16 protein-coding genes, 2 pseudogenes and 1 riboswitch are annotated in these 21,706 nt (G+C 59.1%); of the genes and pseudogenes, 5 read left to right on the forward strand and 13 right to left on the reverse strand.

Going from position 1 to position 21,706, the window contains the following annotated elements; translation table 11 throughout:
* Positions 1 to 152: 152 nt before the first annotated feature.
* The 7 genes from metE to bioB all read right to left on the reverse strand — a co-directional run bounded on the left by metE (position 153) and on the right by bioB (position 10,944).
* Positions 153 to 2,480, reverse strand: coding sequence for a 5-methyltetrahydropteroyltriglutamate--homocysteine S-methyltransferase (gene metE / locus LMTR3_RS33315; RefSeq protein ID WP_065749186.1), 2,328 nt, complete (start codon positions 2,478 to 2,480; stop codon positions 153 to 155).
* A gap of 102 nt (positions 2,481 to 2,582) precedes the next feature.
* Positions 2,583 to 2,778: riboswitch (cobalamin riboswitch) on the reverse strand.
* Between the two features lie 2,380 nt (positions 2,779 to 5,158).
* Positions 5,159 to 5,359, reverse strand: a complete 201-nt coding sequence (locus LMTR3_RS38210; protein ID WP_141686931.1) for a hypothetical protein — start codon at positions 5,357 to 5,359, stop codon at positions 5,159 to 5,161.
* Positions 5,360 to 6,412: 1,053 nt separating this feature from the next.
* The gene (locus LMTR3_RS33320; protein WP_502686695.1) at positions 6,413 to 7,681 is read right to left on the reverse strand and encodes an adenosylmethionine--8-amino-7-oxononanoate transaminase; all 1,269 of its coding nucleotides are present in this window, start codon (positions 7,679 to 7,681) and stop codon (positions 6,413 to 6,415) included.
* Positions 7,678 to 8,310, reverse strand: a complete 633-nt coding sequence (bioD, locus tag LMTR3_RS33325) for a dethiobiotin synthase (RefSeq protein WP_065749187.1) — start codon at positions 8,308 to 8,310, stop codon at positions 7,678 to 7,680. Before bioD ends, LMTR3_RS33320 begins: the two co-directional genes overlap by 4 nt.
* Entirely contained in the window at positions 8,307 to 9,461 is a 1,155-nt protein-coding gene (locus LMTR3_RS33330) for an 8-amino-7-oxononanoate synthase (RefSeq protein WP_065749188.1), read from the reverse strand. Before LMTR3_RS33330 ends, bioD begins: the two co-directional genes overlap by 4 nt.
* A gap of 81 nt (positions 9,462 to 9,542) precedes the next feature.
* Positions 9,543 to 9,896 carry an aspartate 1-decarboxylase gene (gene panD / locus LMTR3_RS33335; protein WP_065749189.1) on the reverse strand — a complete coding sequence of 118 codons (354 nt, stop codon included), beginning with the start codon at positions 9,894 to 9,896 and terminating at the stop codon, positions 9,543 to 9,545.
* Positions 9,897 to 9,948: 52 nt separating this feature from the next.
* A complete protein-coding gene (bioB, locus tag LMTR3_RS33340; protein WP_065749190.1) occupies positions 9,949 to 10,944 on the reverse strand; it encodes a biotin synthase BioB in 996 nt (331 codons plus the stop codon).
* A gap of 311 nt (positions 10,945 to 11,255) precedes the next feature.
* Here bioB and LMTR3_RS33345 point away from each other — a divergent pair, with 311 nt between their 5' ends.
* The 5 genes and pseudogenes from LMTR3_RS33345 to LMTR3_RS33365 form a co-directional block, all read left to right on the forward strand.
* Positions 11,256 to 11,891 (forward strand): GntR family transcriptional regulator, encoded by a 636-nt coding sequence (locus LMTR3_RS33345; RefSeq protein ID WP_141686932.1) that lies wholly within the window; start codon positions 11,256 to 11,258, stop codon positions 11,889 to 11,891.
* A 173-nt stretch (positions 11,892 to 12,064) separates the two neighbouring features.
* Positions 12,065 to 12,424 carry a Dabb family protein gene (locus LMTR3_RS33350; protein ID WP_065749192.1) on the forward strand — a complete coding sequence of 120 codons (360 nt, stop codon included), beginning with the start codon at positions 12,065 to 12,067 and terminating at the stop codon, positions 12,422 to 12,424.
* Between the two features lie 101 nt (positions 12,425 to 12,525).
* Positions 12,526 to 13,920 (forward strand): aminodeoxychorismate synthase component I, encoded by a 1,395-nt coding sequence (gene pabB, locus LMTR3_RS33355; RefSeq protein ID WP_065749345.1) that lies wholly within the window; start codon positions 12,526 to 12,528, stop codon positions 13,918 to 13,920.
* Positions 13,917 to 14,501, forward strand: coding sequence for an anthranilate synthase component II (locus LMTR3_RS33360; RefSeq protein WP_065749193.1), 585 nt, complete (start codon positions 13,917 to 13,919; stop codon positions 14,499 to 14,501). Before pabB ends, LMTR3_RS33360 begins: the two co-directional genes overlap by 4 nt.
* An 84-nt stretch (positions 14,502 to 14,585) precedes the next feature.
* Positions 14,586 to 14,798: pseudogene (locus tag LMTR3_RS33365) on the forward strand (transposase); the annotation flags it as partial.
* A gap of 297 nt (positions 14,799 to 15,095) precedes the next feature.
* Here the strand turns inward: LMTR3_RS33365 and LMTR3_RS33370 are convergent.
* The 6 genes and pseudogenes from LMTR3_RS33370 to LMTR3_RS33395 all read right to left on the reverse strand — a co-directional run bounded on the left by LMTR3_RS33370 (position 15,096) and on the right by LMTR3_RS33395 (position 21,682).
* On the reverse strand, positions 15,096 to 17,015 hold the full coding sequence (locus tag LMTR3_RS33370) for a hypothetical protein (RefSeq protein WP_245320094.1): 1,920 nt from the start codon (positions 17,013 to 17,015) through the stop codon (positions 15,096 to 15,098).
* A 564-nt stretch (positions 17,016 to 17,579) separates the two neighbouring features.
* Positions 17,580 to 17,754, reverse strand: a pseudogene (locus tag LMTR3_RS39680) (ATP dependent DNA ligase); the annotation flags it as partial.
* A 971-nt stretch (positions 17,755 to 18,725) separates the two neighbouring features.
* Positions 18,726 to 19,553 (reverse strand): citryl-CoA lyase, encoded by an 828-nt coding sequence (locus tag LMTR3_RS33380; protein ID WP_065749195.1) that lies wholly within the window; start codon positions 19,551 to 19,553, stop codon positions 18,726 to 18,728.
* Positions 19,554 to 19,617: 64 nt separating this feature from the next.
* The gene (locus LMTR3_RS33385; protein WP_065749196.1) at positions 19,618 to 20,880 is read right to left on the reverse strand and encodes a CaiB/BaiF CoA transferase family protein; all 1,263 of its coding nucleotides are present in this window, start codon (positions 20,878 to 20,880) and stop codon (positions 19,618 to 19,620) included.
* Positions 20,881 to 20,922: 42 nt separating this feature from the next.
* Positions 20,923 to 21,189, reverse strand: a complete 267-nt coding sequence (locus LMTR3_RS33390; protein ID WP_065749197.1) for an ABC transporter permease family protein — start codon at positions 21,187 to 21,189, stop codon at positions 20,923 to 20,925.
* The gene (locus tag LMTR3_RS33395) at positions 21,173 to 21,682 is read right to left on the reverse strand and encodes a hypothetical protein (protein ID WP_349643833.1); all 510 of its coding nucleotides are present in this window, start codon (positions 21,680 to 21,682) and stop codon (positions 21,173 to 21,175) included. Before LMTR3_RS33395 ends, LMTR3_RS33390 begins: the two co-directional genes overlap by 17 nt.
* Between the last annotated feature and the right edge of the window lie 24 nt (positions 21,683 to 21,706).

A 21,706-nucleotide genomic window follows, 5' to 3' on the forward strand; every position in this document is an offset into this window, starting at 1 on the left:
CAAGATCGTTTTCTCGCCGTCACGCCACATCGCCCTGACAAGCGAGAAATTCACGCAACAGGGCTCCTCCTTTCCAAAGCGGGTGCATTTGATTCAGAAACGCATCGGGGCTCCCTGTGAAAAGAGGTCGGAGATCGGCGACTGCCTCGGGATCAGGACGCCATCCGCAATTCACGGGCAGCCGCGACCATATTGATGAGCGCGGGACGCACCTCCTCCCATCGGCGCGTTTTCAGGCCGCAGTCGGGATTAATCCAGAGCTGCGCATCGGAAAGCCGCTGCCGCGCCAGCGCAATGAGGTTTTTCATCTCGGCTACGTCCGGCACGCGCGGCGAATGGATGTCGTAAACGCCGGGTCCGATCTCGTTTGGATATTTGTAGCTCTTGAAGGCATCAAGCAGTTGCATTTTTGACCGCGACGTCTCGATCGAAATGACGTCGGCATCCATTGCCGCGATCGCATCGATGATGTCGTTGAACTCGGAATAACACATATGCGTGTGGATCTGGGTCTCGTCGGCCACGCCAGACGAGCAGATGCGGAAGCTGTCTACGGCCCAGCCGAGATAGGTCTTCCATTGTGACTTGCGCAGCGGCAGTCCTTCTCGGAGCGCAGCCTCGTCAATCTGGATCATCATCGCGCCGGACCTCTCCAGATCGATCACCTCGTCACGTATCGCTAGCGCGATCTGATGGCATGCTTCGCTCCGTGGAATATCATCACGGACGAATGACCAGTTCAGGATCGTCACCGGCCCTGTCAGCATCGCCTTCAGTGGCTTCTTGGTCAGCGATTGCGCGAAGCGCCACCACTCCATCGCCATCGGCTTCGGCCGGGAGACATCGCCAAACAGGATGGGCGGCCGGACATAACGCGAGCCGTAGGACTGAACCCAGCCATGTTTGGTGAATGCGAAGCCGGACAGCCGCTCACCGAAATACTGCACCATGTCATTGCGCTCGAACTCGCCATGCACGAGAACGTCGAGACCAATGTCTTCCTGCCAGCGCACCGCGCGCGCCGTCTCCACTTTGAGAAACTGCTCGTATTGTGCGTCGCTCATCCTTCCCTGCGCATAGGCTGCGCGAGCGTTGCGAACCTCCACCGTCTGCGGGAACGATCCGATCGTCGTCGTGGGAAATGTCGGCAATCCGAACCGCGCGCGCTGAACCTCGGCGCGCCGGGCGAAAGGACTGTGACGACGCCGCATGCTGTCATCGATTGCAGCCATTCGCTTGGCGACGTTCGCATTGTGAACGTTGGGTGACGTTTCGCGCGCGATGGCCGCGCCTTCCGAGGCCTCAAGTACATCCGCCGCTTCCTCCCAACCCTTAGCCAGCACGCGCCCCAGCGTTGCGAGTTCTCCGATCTTCTGAACGGAGAAAGCAAGCCAGCTTTTCACATCGGGATCAAGATCCATCTCGAGTTCGAGGTCGATCGGGACATGAAGCAGCGAGCATGAGGGTGCAATCTGCACGCGGTCTTTGCCGAGCTTTGCGATGGCAAGTTCGAGCCGATCGAGCACCGCTGGAAGGTTCGAACGCCAGACATTGCGGCCATCGACGACGCCGAGGGAGATGACAAGATCCCTTCGAGCGTCGGTGACAATCGCGTTCAACTGCTCCGGGGCGCGGACCAGGTCGATGTGAAGGCCCGCGACCGACAACGTCAAAGCGGTTTCCAGGTTGTCGCCGATCGTTCCAAAATAGGTAGCGAGCATGATCTTGATATCGGGAACCTCCTTGGCCAGATGGGCGTAGGTCCGGCGCAGCGCGTCGCGTGTGGCATCATCGAGGTCCAGGACCAAACATGGCTCGTCCAGTTGCACCCACTCGGCGCCCCTTAAGGTGAGTTCGCGGAGAACATCTACATAGACCGGCAGCAGCCTATCGAGTAGCAACAGCGGATCGAATGCAGGATCGGCGCTCTTGCCGAGCTTGAGAAAGGTGACTGGGCCAACCAGCACCGGGCGCGTCTGATAACCCAGGCTTTTCGCTTCTTCATACTCCTCGATCGGCTTGCGAGAGGAAAGCGTGAAGGTCTGGTCCTTGTGATATTCCGGCACGATGTAGTGATAATTGGTGTCGAACCATTTGGTCATCTGCTGCGCTGCCGCGCCGTGCTCGGCGTGACCGCAATTCGCATCATGGTCATCGCGCTGTGCGCCCCGTGCCATCGCAAAGTAGGTCTTGAGCGAAACGGGGCCTGCACTCCAACCGTAAATTTCCGGAATGGCACCGACCATTACGCTGGTATCGAGCACATGGTCATAAAGCGAGAAGTCGTTTGAAGGGATAACGGTTACGCCGAGCGATTTCTGCCGCGACCAGTTAGCGGCGCGAAGCGCGGCCGCAGCCTCAAGAAGCTGCGTTTCGTCAGACTTTCCGGCCCAATAGCTCTCGAGCGCGAGTTTCAGTTCGCGGCGCGGACCGATGCGCGGCGTGCCGAGTGTAGCGACAGGAATCGAGAGAAGAGACATAGCTTCAACTCCATGTTGGGAGCAAAGGCCATGGCGGACGCGTGCAGAAAAAGCCGCCGAAGCGGCAACTGCTTGGCGCACCACCGGGACACCCCGCCCGTGGACGAATATGTTGTCGGGCCAGGTCTCCTGGCTCGCGGGTCGTCGCCGCTATCCGGCCTTCCCAAAGCCGCGTGGCTTCAGTGACTTCTATTGGACAGTGGCTCGCCGCTTACAGTTGCGGGGGCAGCGCCGGCATCGCACCGGCTTCCCTCTTAGCTCCGGATTGATCCGGAGAACCTCGACATCTCCGATTACCTGCAAGAGGACTGTTCCGTCAACCTCTCGATAATTGCTTGTGCGGTTCTCGGGAGCGATTGTCTGGAGAACGGAGGCATCTAGTGCCTCGTCGTCGTGCGGCCCGATCGTGGCATAGATTTGGCGCACGTCTGGATTCGATCGACAATCTTGTGGGTGCGGCGGTGACTCGATCGCAGCTTACACATCTTCCTGCGCCTTATTCGCCACCCGCAGCGCAGACACCGGTGAGATCACCATTGAATAGTTACCTCGAATTCTCCCACCGCCAGGAAGCGGCGTCTTGTCGAAAAACGGTCATCTTGGCGAGCAGCGGCACGCCCGGCATCAGCTCGGCAAAGGCACGGCCATTTCCGCGGTGTTGAGCGCGCCAGGAAACTCGGTAGGCGCCCGCCTTCAACTCTGCACGCGCTTATGTGCTGTATCGCGAGTCACACCCATATCTTGCCGAAACTACTGTCGCATCGCCGTACCCATGCCCAATGCCCGAGGGTTGCCCACCTGCGCGCATATCTATCCCCTGCATCCGTTCCGCGACCAGCTAGGCCAAAAAACGCCATCCAGGCATGACTGCCGCATCACCTTCCGGGCCCTTGCTCGAAAGTTACGGGCAATTCCGATCTCGTGGCCTTCGAGCGGCATGTCATCCATTCTGTCGTCTGCGGACTTGAACCGTCCACCGTCGCACTCCGAAACGACCCTTTTTGCCCGCGCCATGACGCTTCGCCAGTTGCAGGCCGTGGAGCAGACATCGGCAGTGCTTGCGGCTTGCCTGTCAGCCTCGAACCAGCTCGGTCCGGCGGACGCGACGAGCCATCGATGCGCTACGTTGACATTCCCATCGCCTGTAGCTGCTCACGATTTTGAACGCGCAATGCACGTCACGTACAGACTTATAATAGATCACCGAAACCCGTGATGAGTGTCGCCGAAACGACATCCCGCCTGAACAAAGAAGGGAACGGTGACCTCCCTAGGGCTTATCGCAGTAGACCGACCGATACGTTGAGCTGCACGCTGCGTCCAGTTGATCATCTTTGCACAAAAGATGCGAGACATGCACAAAAAATACCGCCAAACCGCGCAAGAACACAGGTATTCGATCACTTCGCGCGACTAGAGACGAATAAAAAGGCATCTCGTAGCACTGATGCTCTCACAAGCTTGGAGTTCTCGATGAGTGATCGATCTACTCATCTCGATGCTCCTTCAGCGGCCCCTTGGGGCGTTCCTCCCTGACTTGGCCGCGCGCACCGTTCGCGCGGCCTTTTTTCTGCATCCGGCAAGAGATCGATTTGCAGGATTTAATGGGCTTTGAACGCAAAAACGCATGGTGCGAGTAGGTTCTCGCGCAGATACAGGGTCATTAGCCTCGGCGAACAGTTGTTGATAAATGCCGGCGCACGGTCACCCATCCTAATTTCGAGAAGAGGACGCCTCCGCAAGACCGGCGATTGACGTCCTCGTAATGTAATAAGCCGCTCCGCGTCTTTCAGGCGAGCGGCTCAGCAAGAAAAGGTGCGGTCGGGTTTCTTCAGGCGGACTCCAGAGCGTCGCTCATGTCGACCACGAAATCGGCCACGTGCAATCAATGGTGAGCCGCCGGATCGGTCGGAACACTTCCACGACCCAATTAGTTTCGCCGCGCTTTGTCATCTGAGACCGTCGATCTCATACGTCTGTCATACCGGTCCGCCAGGTCCAGCAGCCTTTTTTTAGTGAAAGGGTCTGCCTTGTCCGCTAGATCGCGAATGATCTGGGCCCGGTCCTTTAAAAACTGCTCATCCACGAAAACACCTATTGAGTGTAAGTTTACCTATATCTTAGCACACTCAGTCGTTTGATCGGCTTTCATTCCCTGCACCTCGGATCTACGCATGACATTAACGCTCCGGGGGTGAGATCGAGATGGTCCTCCGGCGTTCCGCCAGAAAGCAAGGCATGGGTCTGGCTGTCTGCGCGGCAGCTGCATCTAAGTGATAATTCCCTAGGCCATGCTGACAGGCGCTGTGTTGCCGAATCCCAGGCCGACGCTGCCAACGCAATCTCCGACCAGGATACTTCGACGATGGTATCGGCCATGCGTGCGGAAATTGTGTCGTACGCGGTGGCCCAGGCGACACGACGTCCCTCCATTGTCCACCGCTGCAGCATTGGAATCGCGACATGTTGAAGGAGGCTGCTCTTAACTGTGACTCATTTTAGATCTCGATCGATCGCTTGCCCCGTATCCATGCAGTCAATGCTTCCTATGGAAGTCGAGAGAAAACTGTCAATGGTGGCAAGAACGATCTCGTCTCCAAAATTGGTGACCTACGCACACGTTAACAGTCGCGCATCCATCTCCGTCGCTAGTTCCCTGCGCCGCGTCCGGGGACTGCTCACGAAGTCTCCTGCTCCGACACGGACGGATCCAGCAAACCAAACGGGATCCAGGCCAGAAACGGCCAGAAGAAATAGAAGGATGCGACCGCTGGATACGGCGCGGTCAACCAAATATTGTCGCGCGACAGGTCAGCCGCAGCACGCTTGTTCATCCTGTAAGCAGTAAAGTCGATGATTGTTGCCGACGTCTCTTTCACTTGATACTTCCATGCTACTTTTTAACGCGTCACACCGAATTCTAATGACAACTTTTTCAACTCCGCTAATGCGCTTCTGCCCCGAGCCCGTCTCCCGCGGCGTCTCGTGTCACGTATTAAGCCGCTCGCAACCAGCGAAGCCATTTGTGGTCGGCCTCCCGCCGCGCCTTGAAGCGGTCGACGCATTTCATGGAACAAAGGGCCGTTCGCCAGCAGTAGTAGCGGATCAGCCCGAACTTTCCGCCGCATATCGCACAGCACCTCACTGGACCGTGGTAGGGAATATGGGAGCTGTTGCGCATTTCGCCTCCTGTCGGAGTTCTGTGGATAGCCCCTGCACTTTCTTCGCCTCAGCACCACGCCCGCACGTGAAATGCCGCGTCGGCGATACCAAGTCTCCCGGTAGCGTACGGGCACTGGGCGCAAGAGTTTGACCCTGATGTGCGCCGCCTTGGTGAAGCGACCGCTCAATCGCAGTGCTTCGCTGAGATTTCCAATTTGTAACGAATATATTTGTCTTGATTAATGCAATGAGCGGGGCGTCGGCGGTGAAATCCTGCGATCGAACGACTTCCTTCGACGAATTTCAACTACCCGAACTGAGGGGGGCGTGTGGCAGCCGAGCTCTCGTGACTGCCACCTCATCCTTTTGCGCTGTCAAAGGGCGGCAATCCGATATTTACGTCCTGCTGCTCGAAATGCATGGTTACTGTAAGCTGGGTAGATGTAGATTTTGCGGCTGCCTTGGGGAGCCGAGGTATTCGCGTTCCTCATAAGAACGTGCGGAGACGTTTTGACCGCGGACCATCGAATAAGAACTTCTCAGCCGCGCTTTCCTCATGGGGAGCGTCTTTGGGTCGCGCTGCCGTACACCCTGTGGGAGCGCTACCAACACTAGCAGAATTCACGCCATCTACAGGTGCGTTTGGTATCTGGTGTATCAGCAACACTCTCTCAGATCGGTTCTGATTGATATTCAGCTAGATAACGATCGGCCGAGCGCCGAAACGGTTAAAAGCTCCTAGCTAGTGGCTACACGCACCAAGCGCATCCTCAAGCCAGCGCATCAGCAGAATCCCTGATGGCGGCATAGATTTGGTCAAGATCTGTCGCCGTGACGCAGTAAGGCGGCATCACATAGATCGTATTGCCGAGCGGGCGCAGCAACAGATTTCGGTCTTTAAAGAAGGCCTGAAGCTTCGGTCCGGTGCTAGCGAGATAGCCGGCATCGCTCGTTTGCAGATCGAGTGCTGTGATGGTGCCCGCCCGACGGACGTTTGCAAAGCGCGGGTCGGCGCGGAATGGCTCAACGGCCCGCTCTTGCATGGCGGCAACCGACGCCACGAGCTGACGAGATTCCTGACTTTGCCAGAGATCCAGGTTGGCCTTTGCGGCGGCGCACGCAACTGGATTGGCGGTATATGAACTCGAATGAAAGAACGTACGTGTACGGTCCTTCGAATAATGAGCGTCAAAAATATCCGCGCGGCAGAGTGTTACCGCGAGCGGAAGCGCTCCTCCCGTGAGCCCCTTCGAATAGCAGGCAATATCGGGCGTCACATTGGCCTGCTCGCAGGCGAATAAGGTTCCGGTACGGCCCCAGCCCGTCATGACCTCATCGGCTATGAACAGAACCTCGGATGCTTCGCAGATTCGCTTCATCTCTTTTAGCACCCAGGTTGGGTACATCAGCATTCCGCCCGCACCCAATATCAGAGGCTCCACAATAAAGGCGGCCGGAATTTCGTTTCGACAAACGGACTCGAGCGCATCAAGCGTCACCTGCTCACGACCTCTCGCGGGGAACGGGATTGAGGTAACCTCGAATAGAAGGGGCCCGTACGCCGCGTTGAACACGCTTCTAGCACCTACCGACATGGCCCCAACCGTGTCGCCGTGATAGGAATGTTGCATCACGACAATGCGTATTCGCTGCTTGCCGATGTTATGCCAATAACCGAGTGCCATTTTTAAAGCTACTTCCACACTGGCTGAGCCACTGTCGGAAAAGAAGACATGGTCGAGGCCACGAGGCGCGAGTTTCAAAACTAGCGCAGCAACCTCTTCAGCTGGATCATGGGTGTAGCCGGCGAAGATCACCTGGTTGAGCTTGCCTGCCTGCTTCTGAATCGCGCGCACGATATGTGGATGGCAATGACCATGGGTCACGACCCACCAAGATGAGATTGCATCTATGATACGGCGACCGTCCGCGGTGTGGAGATAAGCGCCGTCACCACGCACGATCTTGATCATCTCATCCTGAAGCGCGTGTTGCGTGAACGGATGCCAGATCGGCGACTTCGACTTCGTCTTGATCATGGTTTGAAGTCCCAAGGGACAAACGAGTCTTTGAAGACCGCCTGCAGCGCGTTTGCCGTGAGAGGAGAAAGCCAAGGCAATCGCCCCAACCAACGCACGCGTCCGATTTCGCAAATTGCCCTCTCAGGCTCAAAATTTCGTTCGCCAATGAATGCGATTCCGAGAATGCGGATCTGGCGCTTTCGCAGAGCTTCTATCGACAGCAGCGCGTGATTGATGGTGCCAATTCGCGTGCTTGCGCAAAGCACGACGGGAAGCCGCCAGCGCTCGAAGACGTCGACAAAAAGTGTGCCGCCACTCAGCGGGACCATTAGCCCGCCGGCGCCCTCGATCACGAGCGGACGCTCCCCACTGTCCGGCACATCGATCGCATCTGTGTCGATGCGAACTCCGTCGATTTCGGCTGAGTAATGGGGCGAAGCGGGCGTTCGAAGCCGGTAAAGCTCCGGCACGATGCGATCGGGTGAGAGACTGCCCAGCCGCGCCACGAGCTCGCTATCGGTCTCTCCTTCAAGGCCGGCCTGAATCGGTTTCCAATAGTTCGCGCCGAGGAGATTGGCGAGCCCTGCGGAAAAGACCGATTTCCCAATCCCGGTATCTGTGCCTGTCACCACGATCCGCTGAGTCATCGCGAATCGCCCCACGTCTCTTCGACCAACGCATCAAGCATGTCGGATACATCACCTTCCCTGACGTTAAGCGTGAGTGAAATTCGCAATCGTGCCGTTCCCGCCGGCACGGTTGGCGGCCGGATTCCACGTATGTCGAAGCCGCGCGCCTGCAGTGCAGAGGCGAGCCGCATTGTATGGGCGTTGTCACCAATGATGTAGGGCACGATCTGCGAGTCCGAAGGACTGCGCAGACCGCGCAAACGAATCTCCCGATGCGTGAAGGCGACCAGCTTGGCCAGACGCTGCTGACGCTCAGGCTCCTCCTGCAGAATTGAGAGTGCTTCCCGCACGGCGACAGCCATCAACGGTGGGGGAGCGGTGGCGAAGATAAACGGGCGACAACGATTGACCAAGAAGTCGCGCAGCACGCGTGTGCAAGTGACGAGCGCACCGGCAGCGCCCAGCGCCTTGCCGCAGGTATGAACGACCAGGAGATTTTCGCTCCCCTCGTACGGCGCGGTGAGCCCCCGTCCCTGCCTGCCGTAGACGCCTGTGGCATGGGCCTCATCCACGATCAGGAAGGCGTCGTGCCGGTCCGCGATGGCGACCAAATCTTTAAGTGGCGCGAAATCGCCATCCATGCTGTAGAGACTTTCGGCCACGATCCAGACCCGGCCCGTTCCGCCCTTGACCCGCCAGTCACGAATTTTGTCTTCGACCGACTGGGCGTCGTTATGATCGCTTATCCGAAACTCCGCCCGGCCAGCGCGCGCGCCTTCATGAATGCTCGCGTGCACAAGAAAATCGAGAACGAGCAGATCACCCCGCTGCGGCAGCGTTGTCAGGACGGCAAAATTTGCAAAGTAGCCGCCGCTAAAGAAAAGAGCCGTCTTCGCCCCAAAGAACTGAGCTGCTTCTGCTTCCAGACTTTCGTGTTCCTCGCAATTGCCGCGTAAGAGCCGCGAGCCGCCGGCTCCTACTGGGGTGCCGGCTTCGAGCGCGGCCACGACGGCCATTTTCATACGAGGCGCGCTCGCCAGCGCAAGATAATCGTTCGAAGAAAAGTCGACGCCAGCGCGTGGCTTGAGGCAGCGCAGCTGGTCGTCTTCTTTTAAGGCATGCAGGGCCGTAGCAAAATTTCTCATTTTGGCCGCATGGGTCGAGCTCATCCTTCACTCCCACGTCGCATTTACGCGCATAAATTCCATTGGCAGCCAAGAACAAGGCTTCATCCATCGGCCTTCATGTTTTCAACCTGGTAAGATGCGATTTTCTTGATCAACCAGAACAACGCGTGGTCTGAAGATTTTCGCTTCCGCCTCATCGAAGGAGGCATATGCAACGATGATGATTTTCTCTCCGGGCATCGCGATTCGAGCGGCCGCACCGTTGAGGCTTATCGTGCCAGAGCCCTTGGGCGCCTCGATCACATAGGTAGCAAAGCGCGCTCCGGTTTCGATATTATAGATTTCAACGCGTTCGTTTATCAAAAATCCCGCCGCATCCAGCAGCGTACGATCGATCGATATCGAGCCGTCATAGTGTAGATCGGCTTCGGTTACCGACGCGCGATGGATTTTACCTTTCATCAAAGTAATCTGCATTGTTCACCTAGACTGAAATTTCCGCGGGGGGCTCGCCGCTGGTCTGCTTTACTCAAGCAAGCCCGGACGTGATACCGAGCCGGTTCAGCAAATTGGCATCCCGGTCGGCTTTCGGGTTTTCGGTGGTCAACAGCACATCGCCGATGAAGATTGAATTCGCGCCGGCCAAAAAACACAGCGCCTGTAGTTCATCGGTCATGTATTGCCGTCCGGCGGACAACCGCACCACGCTCTTGGGCATCATGATCCGGGCCGTCGCCACCAGGCGCACGTGCGTGATCGGATCGGGGCGCTCGGCGGTGGCGTAGACCGGTACGCCTTTGACCTCGTTCCAGAGGTTGATCGGCACGCTTTCCGGATGCTTTTGGAGATTGGCGAGCAGCACAAGCATGCCGAGTCGGTCCTCGACACGCTCGCCCATGCCGATGATGCCGCCGCTGCACACCTTGATGCCGGCCTTGCGCACCTGCGCCAGTGTGTCGATGCGGTCTTGCAAGGTGCGAGTGGTGATTACTCTGCCGTAGAACTCCGGCGAGGTGTCGACGTTGTGATTGTAGAAGTCGAGCCCGGCCTCAGCGAGCCGCGCGGCCTGCCTCAACGTCAGCATGCCAAGCGTGACGCAGGTCTCCATGCCTAGAGCCTTGACCGCGCTAACCATCTCGCAGACCTGATCGAGATCACGGTCTTTTGGACTGCGCCAGGCGGCGGCCATGCAGAAGCGGCTCGCGCCGGCGTCCTTGGCGCGCTGGGCGGTGGCGACCACATCGGCGCGAGCCTTGAGGCGGCTGGCTTTCAGGCCAGTGTCATAATACGCGCTCTGGGCGCAGTAGCCGCAGTCTTCGGGACAGCCGCCGGTCTTGATGCTGAGCAGGCTTGCGGTTTCGACGTGATTTGGATCGAAGTTCTCGCGATGAACGCTCTGCGCCCGAAACATCAGGTCGGCAAACGACAGGCCATAAAGTGCTTCGGCCTCGGCCCGCTCCCAGTTACTGCGAACCGGCGCGTTGTTGCCGTTTTCGTTCCGTTGCGCTCCCACTCCACCAACCATTAAGATTTGCTTTCCCATCAGCGATTACCGTAGATAATGGAAGCTATAATCTATAACAACTGCTCATGGCAACGGTACTTGGACATTCCAGGAGATGACCTTCAGGAACTCTCGGAGCGGCGCGCAGGCGCCCCAATTAGCGCTCAACGCATGGTGTAACGCGTGCTGGCGCGTAAAGACCGCGAAATCAGCCAAAGTTTGGAGAAATGCCGCAAAATGAGGGCACCTCTTAGATTTTGACGCCTGGCCATGCGCATGGCCGGGCACTCGCCTGCTTCCCTAGTGCAACCGTTTATGATAGATAATCTATAATGACTAACGATGAGAATACGACGACCGCGGGGCGCATTGCAGAGGCAATCGGCGAGCGCATCATCAGCGGCGAGCTGCAGCCGGACGCCCCACTCCGCCAGGACCATATCGCGCGAGAATTCAATTCCAGCCACGTCCCGGTGCGCGAGGCCTTTCGGCAACTTCAGGCTCAACATCTTGTCGTCGCCGTGCCCCGTCGCGGTGTGCGAGTTGCCCCACTTAATATCAATTCCGTGAAGGAGATCGCCGAGATGCGCGCCGCGCTCGAAGTGGTCGCGTTGCGCAATGCGGCGCCAAAGCTCACCTCTAGCCATTTGGCACGGATCGAGCTCGCCCTGATTGAAGGAGACACCGCCCAGACCATTCAGGAGTTTGAAATGGCCAACCGCGCTTTTCACCACGCGCTGGTGGCGCCCTGCGCGATGCCGCGCCTGCTCGCGAGCCTTGACGGACTACAGCTTGCAAATTCACGACTCGTGTTCGCGATGGCGCGCAGTAGCGGCTGGCGACCGCGGTCCAATCAGGATCACCGCCTGATTTTGCAAGCCCTGCGGGCGCGCAACGTCGATCAAGCCTGTAGTCTGCTCGCGCGCCACATTCAAACCATTGAGCGCCTTGCCCTTCCCTCGTCATGACCGCGAACGAGATCTGGCGAGGTCCGTTGCAACCCCCGGGGCAAAGCGCAAGAGCGCCAAACCTCCGACCTTTTTGCCGCGCGACGCGGCTTGCGGCTGCGCCCCCGTTGCAGCGGGCTCGGTCCCAAGATAGTAAAGCGACCTCCTTGCGACATCACTCCTTAAGGCCACCCATGATTCGTCACATCGTCTTGTTCAGCGCCAAGGATCAGGCCCATATCGAGCGAATCATCGAAGGCCTATCGGTTCTCACCACAATCCCGCATGCACGTCGGCTCGAGATTGCGCGCAATTGCAAGACCGACCAGCTCGGTAACGAGATCGACGTGGTGGTGTATGGTGAGTTCGACAACGAGAAGGAGCTGGCAGCGTACAAAGCGCATGATCTGTATCAGGAATCGATCAGGCGGGTACGACCCCTTCGGGAGCTACGGTTCGCGGCCGACTATAATGTATCAGCCGATGCGCGGTTCGCCTCGACGGCAGCGATAAGCGAAGTTAGTGAGCGCTTCGGTTCAACTGGCGGGGGTTAATCTGGCAATCGGTCTCAAAAGCTTGTGGGTGCCAGACGAGGGTGGGATTCGCAATCGCAGCGCGTCCCAGCACCACGCCTTTGTCAGTGATTGACAAGGCGATGCACGTCCGCGAACTGCGGTGGATTGAGCCTGTCACCGCGATGCGCTGTCTCGCGCATCGAGCGCACCTGACGTTTCTCGACAGCGCGGCAACGCATGAGCTGCTTGGGCGCTATTCCTATCTGAGCTGCGAGCCGTTCAGCACGTATACGGTCACGGACGGACAGGCGAATTACAACACAGAGGCTCTCGCGGGCGATCCGTGGCGAGCTCTTCGCACCCTGCTCGCGAGGTACCCAGAAGAGCATCGTCCCGATCTGCCGCCGTTCCAGGGCGGTGCGGCCGGCTTCTTTGCTTATGATCTGAACAGGACACTGGAGCGACTGCCCGCGCCGGCAATCTCCGGTCAGAGGTTGCCGCAATCCATCCTGCATTTCTATGACGTGGTCATCAGCTTCGATCACCGTGACGACAGATGCTGGATCGTCTCGACCGGATGGCCGGAGCAGGATCCCGCACGACGGCGCGAGCGTGCGCGTCGTCGAGCCGATGAGTTTGCAGCGCTGCTCGACCGCCCAAGGGCGCCGCGGAATGACTTCCCCGCCACAGCGGGCGCATGGCATTCTAACTTCAGCCGTGAGGGCTACATTGCGGCGGTGCAGCGCGTCATCGACTTGATTCTGGCTGGCGACGTCTTCCAAGCGAACGTTGCGCAGCGCTTCAGCGCCCGCTTATCGAGCTCATTTGATCCGCTGGCCTTCTATTGCCAGTTGCGGTCATTGAACCCGGCTCCCTTTGCAGCCCTCCTGCGGTACGGCAAGCTGACCGTTGCCTCGAGCTCGCCGGAACGATTCCTCAAGCTTGATGGACGGCAGGTCGAAACGCGGCCGATCAAGGGCACGATCGCGCGCTCCGCTGATTCCGAAGACGACCGGCGCCGCGCTGAACTCCTCCTCGCGTCCGAAAAGGACCGTGCCGAGAACACGATGATCGTCGACCTCCTGCGCAACGATCTGTCACGCGTTTGCACGCCGCAGTCGGTCGAGGTTCCAGAGCTGTGTGCCCTGGAATCCTATGCCTCAGTGCACCACCTCGTGTCGACCGTGACGGGTGAACTTGCCGGAGATGAAGATGCTGTCAGCTTACTGCGAGCTTGCTTTCCCGGCGGCTCCATCACCGGGGCGCCCAAGGTGCGATCGATGGAAATCATTGCGGAGATCGAGCGGGTCGCGCGAGAGGTCTATTGCGGGGCGATCGGCTTTATCGGCTTCAACGGGCACATGGATACGAATATTGCGATCCGCACGGTCACGATCGACGATGACTTGGCTCTGTTTCATGCAGGGAGCGGGATCACGGCCATGTCGGATCCAGAAGCCGAATACGAGGAGACGCTCGCCAAGGCGCAGCGCATATTTGACGCGTTTCGTGCTGACACACCTGGTGCATCTTGATTGTCATCATCGACAATTACGACTCTTTTGTCTTCAATATTGCCCGCTATTTTCGCAAGCTGGGTGCCGCAACGGCAGTGATCCGGAATGACGTCGTCAGCGTCAGCGATCTTGCCTGCCTCAAGCCGCGCGCCCTGGTCGTCTCCCCCGGTCCCTGCACGCCAATGGAGGCCGGACTGTCGACGACCGTAATCCGCGAGCTGTCAGGTCATCTCCCAATTCTCGGCATCTGCCTCGGACATCAGTGTATTGGGAGCGTGTTCGGCGGACGCGTCGCGCGTGCCCTTCGTCCGATGCACGGCCGGTCCTCATACGTCACCCATGACGGCCGCGGACTGTTCAAGGACCTCCCCTCCCCACTTTGCGTTGGCCGCTACCATTCTCTTGTTGTTGAGTTCGACGAGTCATGCGCACTGCAACTAACGGTAACAGCGCGTTCGGATGAGGGCGAGATCATGGCCCTCGCGCATCGCTCTCACCCGACCTACGGCGTACAGTTCCACCCGGAATCGATACTTACCCAACAAGGGCAGGTGCTACTGATGAACTTCTTGCGGCTGGCAGAGACTTGTCGACGATGAGGATATCGGAGAGCGGGTCGCACAACTGCCAGCCGGACAAGCGAATTCGTCAAAGGTTGCTTTTGGGAGGCAGTCTTGGGTGTGATGGAACGCTTGGTCTTGAGCGACGCGGCCCGGGATTGGATAGCGCCACTGATCATCGGCCGGCCCGACCAAATGGGATCGACGGAACGCAACAATCGGATGTTCGTGGAGCGCATCCCGTTGCTTGTGCGTACGGGCGCTCCCTGGCGCGATATCCCAAAAGGTGTTTGGGATTGGAAGAGCGTTTTTCGGCACTTCATCCATTATTGCGCGTTCAACGACGATGCTGGCGTGATGTACCAGAGCAGGACGCCGTTGCTCCGATGGTCCGCGCGATGCATGATCTTCTGATGCAAGCGCGCGGCGTGCGGTGGATGATCCTTGCGATTGCCGCAAACGCGGGCTTCCTCGCTTCCTTCATCATGAAGTACCAGCACCTGCCGCTCTCGAACTGGGCCGGTGCGACTCGTTCCCAATGGCTCTACGTACCTATGGGAGAAAGCCGGTTGGGAGGGCATTTCCCGGTCTCGGGGCCGAGGGCTTACATCCTCTTTGCCGTGCGACAATCCGCTATGTTGGGCGCAGAAAAACCTGATCCTCATGGCCTGGCGACCCTAATGTGGCCGTGTAGTTCACGCCATTGAGAGGAAAATTTGTCTCCGGCTGAGACGCGCTCGGCAGCAGGTTGTGGAAGCTCATTCCTTGCATGAAGTCTTCCGACGCCCATTGGGGGCCGTGCTGGAAGTCCAGGGGGAGGTACATTGATAGATTTGGCAGCGGACCCGGCTCGTAAGCCGACTGATCTGCCGGGCCTGCGCTAGATGCCACTCCCAACGGCGCGGGTTCATCATTCAGTAGTCGAAGCTCGTTTGGAGGGGAACGCCCTGAATTTAGAGCGGAGTCCTCTGGATCGAGGGGGACTGGAGACGGTATGGATTGATCATCCAGCAATCGCCGAAGCTCGTCTAGAGAAAACTGCTCTGGATTGAAAGTAAACTCTTCTGGATCAACGGAGAACGACTGGGCAGGGTGATTGTCCCGTCGTCCGTGAAGCTCGTCAAGCAACTCCTTTTCCAGTCGGTCAAGCCCCTCTGAATCGACGGAGACCGCCGAGGAGGTGGATTGACCATCCACATGATCCAGCGCTCGCCAAAGCTCCCCCTGAGGAATCTGCTCTGGATCGAACGCGAAGTGCCCTTGGACGAAAGCCAACGGGGCGGGTTGATCCTCCTGCCGTTCCCGAAGCTCCTCTCGCCGACTGCTAGCTTCGTGCCTGTGCTGCGCAGCGGCGTCGCCGATGAGCCTCGGTTCCATCAGCACCGCGCTTTCGGGATGAATGGGAGCCACGTCCGGGGGGTGAGGATTGGGCTGGGCGCTGGGGAGTGCGATCGTGCCTGTCGACCGGAAGGTCCGGAGCTCGTCTATTGCCCTAAGGAGTCGGTCGGGATTACCCTTTCCGATGAACCCGGACACGTCACCACTCAACGACTTACTGTCGAGCCGAGCAACAAGGCTTGGTTTGCTTTTTGCGAAGAGCCAACGGCTAAAGCTACGAAGAGGACCTGCAAACTTGTAGGCGGAGGCTCTCATTCCGGCCTTGATGAAGGCCTCCTGGAGCCCCGAGATATCGCGAGCATCCTCGAAATAAAGAGGCCGCATGTCCGACCCTGTCACGACCCCTTTTGATTGAGCCGGCTGCAGCGCCGAGGACGCGCTAAGCTGCGCAGCGGCGATGTCGAGGCGCGCAGTCCCGGCCTTGATGAGGGCCTCCTCAAGCCCCAGGACAACGGGAGCATCCTCGGAATAAAGAGGCCGCTTGTCCGACCCTGTCACAACCCCCCTTGATTCAGTCGGACGCAGCGCCGAGGACGCGCTAGGCTGCGCAGCGGCGATGTCGAGGCGCCTAGTCCTGGCCTTGATGAGGGCCTCCTCAAGCCCCAGGACAACGGGAGCATCCTTGGCGCGACCGCTCCTTGGGCGTACGATGACTTCGCCCGTCGACCGAAAGCTGCGCAAATGGTCTAATGCTGAAAGGAGTCTCTCTGGCTTACCCTTTCCGACGAACTCGTATACGTCACCGCCATCGCTCAGCGACTTACTGCCGAGCCGAGCAACAAGGCTCGGTTTGTTTTTTGCGAAGAGCCAACGGCTAAACCCACGCAGAGCACCTACCAGGTCCTTGCGAACCATCCCGGCCTTGCTGAGGGCCTCCTGAAGCCCCAAGATAGCGGAAGCATCCTCGGAATAAAGAGCCCGCTTGTCGTGCCCTATGACAATCCCGGTTGACTGAGCCGGCTGCAGCGCCGTGGCGGTCGGCATTGCTTCACCACCTCCACCTGAATTGGCGGTCTCGCTCAGCTGAATGGCAACGACTTGCGGATTGTTTACGGTCCTCGGCCTCTTCGCTGCTCTCAACTCAGCTTTGTCATGCTCATCGTTGATGAGGACCTCCTCGCTTGGCAAGAGCTTGCTCCTGGCAAGCGCACCCATCAGTTCGTCCGAGGACTGCGGGCCGTCACTAGACACATTGGGAGGGGGGCTATGGCGCGGCCCTTCGTCGGGCATCGCGGTATCGGCCTGACGCGCCTCGTGCAATTGCTGCTCAAAGGCCTCTTGCCCGGGTCGGTTCGCTTGATGCTCTTGCAGCGCAGCGTATTGCACCTGGGGCCACGCTGTTAAATTGGATGCGTCAAAATTTTTCGGGTCCACGCTAGCCTCGCGTCCAATATCACCTGAGCAGGATCATACTCGGGCAAAGCTTTCGAGAAGCTGACGAGGCCGTGGCCCGTGAAGCAATTCCCCCCAATCACCAAAATGAGAATGCCCAGCGGTCCTTGATAAGTCGCCGGGCCTTTTTTGCGTTTAAGGATGCCTCGTCGTCGCGGCTAACAAATCCTTTTGGCAGCGCCGGGGCCGACGACTCGTCATCGCTCTTATTGCAAAATGGGCACGGCACACCGGCGCCGCCGCAGGTGCACCCATGGATGCCCCGGGGAATGCTGGTCCGAATGATTTCGCAAACCCACCGGCAGTTATCGCAGCGCGGGCACCATCTCATTGCATGTCCTCCCGCAAGCCTTTGAAGACCGGCTGTCGCATCCTTGCCTTTGGCCGATCTGGCGCGGTACTCGATTTCGGCCAGCAGCTTCGGCTCGACCCCAAATGCCCTGTGCGCGACGCGCTTGGTATAGGGCTGCGTCTTCCGGATCAGCGGCGTCAGGGGCTTTCTCGAAGAAATTCGACAAATGGCGTGAGCGCATCGTGCTCAATTTTCAGTCCGCGCCAAAGGGGTTCTTCCACGTCTTCAACGAGGCCCCACCGTCATCTACGAACTGATCATGGCCGGTGCCGATATCGGGAGAAGAACGTCATTGATATCTCGATCGGACAGCATTGGCCGAAAGACTGGTGCGACGACGGATTGGCCGCGACCACGGCGAGCGTGGATAATATCCTCACCACTACCTCGCCAGCCATCCGCAATTGAAGTCGAATCCGCAAGCCATCCTTGTGCTACTCTCGCCGCGCTTGGCGCGTATCGGGAATGGTTGCAGGATGTCTATATGGAGGGTGGCAAGTTCAGCAACTATCTGCAGGGCAAGGTTTCTAGGGGCAATCTGGCGCCCTCGATCGCTCGACTCACCATTGCCGCGCTTATCCTGGCGCACATCCCCGCACAGTAACAGCGGCGAAGAAGGTCGAGAGAGCCTCCCCGTCATGGGCAGAACACGTCGAGCCAGCGCAGGACTGACGCCGAGCGATGCACTCGCCATCCGATGCCAGGACGAAGACGTGTCCAGCTATGCATGAGCTACGAACAGCGTCTGGCGTCCAGTGCCAGCACGTCCGAACCGCTCGTTCTGAAGAATGACTAAACCTGCCGATCTTGCAGCACCATCTTTCATCAGGGGCACGCCCCAGACGTTGTTGGATGCGAGAATGCGGCCAGGCAATTCCGCCGAGCGTTATTGACGATCGAGGACCTTATCGGGTGCAATCCTGAAGATGGCCGAAGGGAATATCGACCAGATAGAGATTTCCAGACGCACCGAACGACGTCCCCTCGATGAAGCAGTCAGCCGGGGTTGCCTCCACGGTTGACCTCCATCCAATCGGAGCGGATTCCGGGCCGGCGAAATTTGGCGGGCACGACCGAAAAGACGCGCGTTTGGATGAGCTGCGGCAGTCCCTCAAGGTACATCATGGCGCTTCCTTCAGGCTGCGCTTTGGCTGCCCCTGATATTTGTAGGCGAACTGCTTGGGCATTGGCCCTTTATTGCGGTCCTTGCGTCCGGTCTGCTCCCATGCATGCGCCAGGATGCCTACCGCGCGTGACAAGCAGAAGATGCCGCGGGCTAAGGGTGGAGCAAAGCCCAGCTCCGCGTAGATGACTGCAGTGGCTCCATCGACGTTCATCGGGATGAGCTTGCCTTTGCGCTCGCGCATGACGCGCTCGATCGCGCGCGCAGCGCTGGCGTAGCGACCGCTGACGGCAGCATCACTAACCGCGGCATCGACTAGTGCGAGCAGCGGGTCAGCGCGCGGGTCGACGGGATGAAACCGGTGACCGAAGCCGGGCAGATATTTGCTTCGCGTGGTGGTGAAATGATCGATTGCCTCAGCGGCAGCCTCATTCATATCCTTGGTCTCGCTCCGTCGTAGGACCTCGTCGTAGAGCTCGATCGCCTGCTCCCCCGCTCCGCCATGCAGGTCGCCGAGCGTGTTGATCGCGGAAGCCATCGCGCCATTGAGCGGCAGCCCACAACTGACAGCCATCTGCGCGATGGCGATAGAAGGTGCATGCGGGCCATGATCCACTGATGCAACAAGTGCAGCCTGCAACAGCCGCTCCTGCGCCGGTGTGGGTAGCTCGCCGCGCAGCATCAACCAGATCATTGCGGGGAAGGAAATCTGATCAATCAATTCCTCGATCGTGTATCCGCGGTAGGCGATCCGCCCGGGCGCAATGTCGCATATGGAGGTCCGCCACCAATGGGCGGCCTGCTCTCGCAGCTGCGTTTCGCTCATTCTGTTCTCCAATCTCGTCAGGCTATGTCCGGCCGAAGCTTGCTTGCGCGCAACTCCCTGCCCGTCACGCTGCTCCATCCGTCGCCGGGCGGACCCGCGGAAAATCCGCTCCTCCTTGACGTGCAGTTCCGGCGGCACCGCTTGCGATAAGGTGCTCAATTTCCGGATAGGTATAACCGAGCCGAGCCAGCCATCGCTCTGTGTCCGCACCGAGCGACGGAGGGAGTGCGGGGACAGGAAACGCCTCATCCAGCCGAAAACCAGGGCGCGTAATGCGTAATGGTGGTTCGCCAGCCCTGTCGAGCGCAAGCGTCTCGACAAAGCCGCGCTCCAGCAACTGTGGCTCGCGCAAAACTTGCGGAACGGTCAGCACACAGCCAGCGGGAACGCCGGCGGCATTCAACAGTGCCTCCCACTCCTCCGCAGGCCTGCAGCTCAAGGCCGCATTCAACTCATCGCTAAGCGCCCCGCGGTTCATTTTACGTGCTTCGCGCTTAGCGAAGCGCGGATCTGTCTTCAGATCCGGCCGGCCGATCAGATCGCAAAGGGTCCGGTACTGTTTCTGCTCGTTAGCGGCTATATTCAGCGGGCCGGTCGCGGTGCGGAACGTGCCGGAGGGTGCGGCCGTGAAATTCTCATTCCCCATCGGCCGCGGCTCGACTCCGCCGTTCAGGTGATTGGAAACGACCCATCCCATGGCTGCGATTGTCGCCTCGAGCAGCGACACGTCGATGAACCGGCCCCTGCCCATTTGCTGCTGCTCGACGAGGGCGGCGGAGATGGCAAAGGCGGCCGTTAGCCCGGCGATGGTGTCAGAGATCGGGAAGCCGGTCCGCAGCGGAGCCGTGGCTGCATCACCGGTAATACTCATCGCGCCGGAAAGGCCCTGGACGATCTGGTCGTAGGCCGGGCGGGCGGACCAAGGACCGTTTTGCCCAAAGCCTGAGATCGCACAATAGATGAGCCGCGGGTTGCGCTGGCACAACGCGTCAAAACCGAGACCAAGCCGCTCCATGACCTTGGGCCGGAAGTTTTCGAGAAGGACGTCGGCCTTGGACACCAGCCTGAAAAACACTTCTCTGCCCGCTTCAGACTTCAGATCGAGCGCCACCGACTGCTTACCGGCGTTCACGGCGACGAACGAGAGCCCCTGAAGGCGCTCTGCCCTTTGCGGATCTGCGCCAAGGCGCCGCGCGAGATCGCCTCCATTGGAGTTTTCGATCTTGATAACCTCCGAGCCGAGGCGCGCGAGATGGTAGCCGCAGAACGGGCCTGCCAATACGTTCGACAGGTCGAGGACACGGATACCGGTGAGCGGCAGGGACATCTGACGAAGCCTTCTTTGCGGTATCTTCGGCCGCTGCGGTTGCTACTTCAGTTGCTGGGCCGCACGCTCGGCGAAGCGATTGGTGAAGTTTTTGGCTGAAGTCGATAGGATCGTCTCGACCAGCGTTATGCCAACATCGCCCCGGAAATCCGGCGTCGACGTCCACTTCTTCATCCTGCCGACAAGGGTCGACGGCGCCGGAAACAAGAAGGCGTCGATGACGCCTGGTCGCACTCCGAGCTCCGAGATCGGGACAAGATCGACAAATATGGCGACTTGCGTGACAACGAGCTTAGTTCCAGGCGGCATAGCTCTTCTCCACTTCAGCGCCAGGCAGCGACCACATTTCGCGATAGAGCGTGACGAACTCGTCCGTGGTCTGCAGCGCGGAGACGTCCCGGCGATCAGGCAGCGTGATCCTGACCTCGCCGACCATCCCGCTTGCAGGCCCCGCGGACGTCACGCCGGCTTGGTCAGCCAGCGTGATCGCCTCATCGAGATCATGGGTGATGAAGATCAAGGAGCGGCGCTCGGCCTGCCAGAGATCGAGCAGGATGCGGTGCATCAGCCGGCGCGTGTGAACGTCGAGTGCCGAGAAGGGCTCGTCCAGAAGAACAATTCTCGGCTCCGTGATGAGCGTCTGCATCGCCGCGCGCTTGCGTTGCCGGCCTGATAGCTGATGCGGATAACGCTGCTCAGACCCCGTCAGGCCGAACCGAGCCTCGGCGCGCGCCTCATCGACTGACTTGCCCTGAAGAACGAGCCGGAGCCCAATGTTGTCCTGCGCGATCTTCCACGGCATTAGGCCCCCCTGTTGGAGCATGTA

It is taken from the genome of Bradyrhizobium sp. LMTR 3 (assembly GCF_001693485.1).
In the GTDB taxonomy this organism is placed as follows: Bacteria; Pseudomonadota; Alphaproteobacteria; order Rhizobiales; family Xanthobacteraceae; genus Bradyrhizobium.

What these genes read in the sequence shown, in the direction of transcription:
- metE (WP_065749186.1), bottom strand. Translation starts at nt 2,480, where the DNA reads ATGTCTCTTCTCTCGATTCCTGTCGCTACACTCGGCACGCCGCGCATC.
- LMTR3_RS33320 (WP_502686695.1), bottom strand. Translation starts at nt 7,681, where the DNA reads ATGATCAAGACGAAGTCGAAGTCGCCGATCTGGCATCCGTTCACGCAA.
- bioD (WP_065749187.1), bottom strand. Translation starts at nt 8,310, where the DNA reads ATGACTCAGCGGATCGTGGTGACAGGCACAGATACCGGGATTGGGAAA.
- LMTR3_RS33330 (WP_065749188.1), bottom strand. Translation starts at nt 9,461, where the DNA reads ATGAGCTCGACCCATGCGGCCAAAATGAGAAATTTTGCTACGGCCCTG.
- panD (WP_065749189.1), bottom strand. Translation starts at nt 9,896, where the DNA reads ATGCAGATTACTTTGATGAAAGGTAAAATCCATCGCGCGTCGGTAACC.
- bioB (WP_065749190.1), bottom strand. Translation starts at nt 10,944, where the DNA reads ATGGTTGGTGGAGTGGGAGCGCAACGGAACGAAAACGGCAACAACGCG.
- LMTR3_RS33345 (WP_141686932.1), top strand. Translation starts at nt 11,256, where the DNA reads ATGACTAACGATGAGAATACGACGACCGCGGGGCGCATTGCAGAGGCA.
- LMTR3_RS33350 (WP_065749192.1), top strand. Translation starts at nt 12,065, where the DNA reads ATGATTCGTCACATCGTCTTGTTCAGCGCCAAGGATCAGGCCCATATC.
- pabB (WP_065749345.1), top strand. Translation starts at nt 12,526, where the DNA reads ATGCACGTCCGCGAACTGCGGTGGATTGAGCCTGTCACCGCGATGCGC.
- LMTR3_RS33370 (WP_245320094.1), bottom strand. Translation starts at nt 17,015, where the DNA reads ATGGGTGCGCTTGCCAGGAGCAAGCTCTTGCCAAGCGAGGAGGTCCTC.
- LMTR3_RS33380 (WP_065749195.1), bottom strand. Translation starts at nt 19,553, where the DNA reads ATGAGCGAAACGCAGCTGCGAGAGCAGGCCGCCCATTGGTGGCGGACC.
- LMTR3_RS33385 (WP_065749196.1), bottom strand. Translation starts at nt 20,880, where the DNA reads ATGTCCCTGCCGCTCACCGGTATCCGTGTCCTCGACCTGTCGAACGTA.
- LMTR3_RS33390 (WP_065749197.1), bottom strand. Translation starts at nt 21,189, where the DNA reads ATGCCGCCTGGAACTAAGCTCGTTGTCACGCAAGTCGCCATATTTGTC.
- LMTR3_RS33395 (WP_349643833.1), bottom strand. Translation starts at nt 21,682, where the DNA reads ATGCCGTGGAAGATCGCGCAGGACAACATTGGGCTCCGGCTCGTTCTT.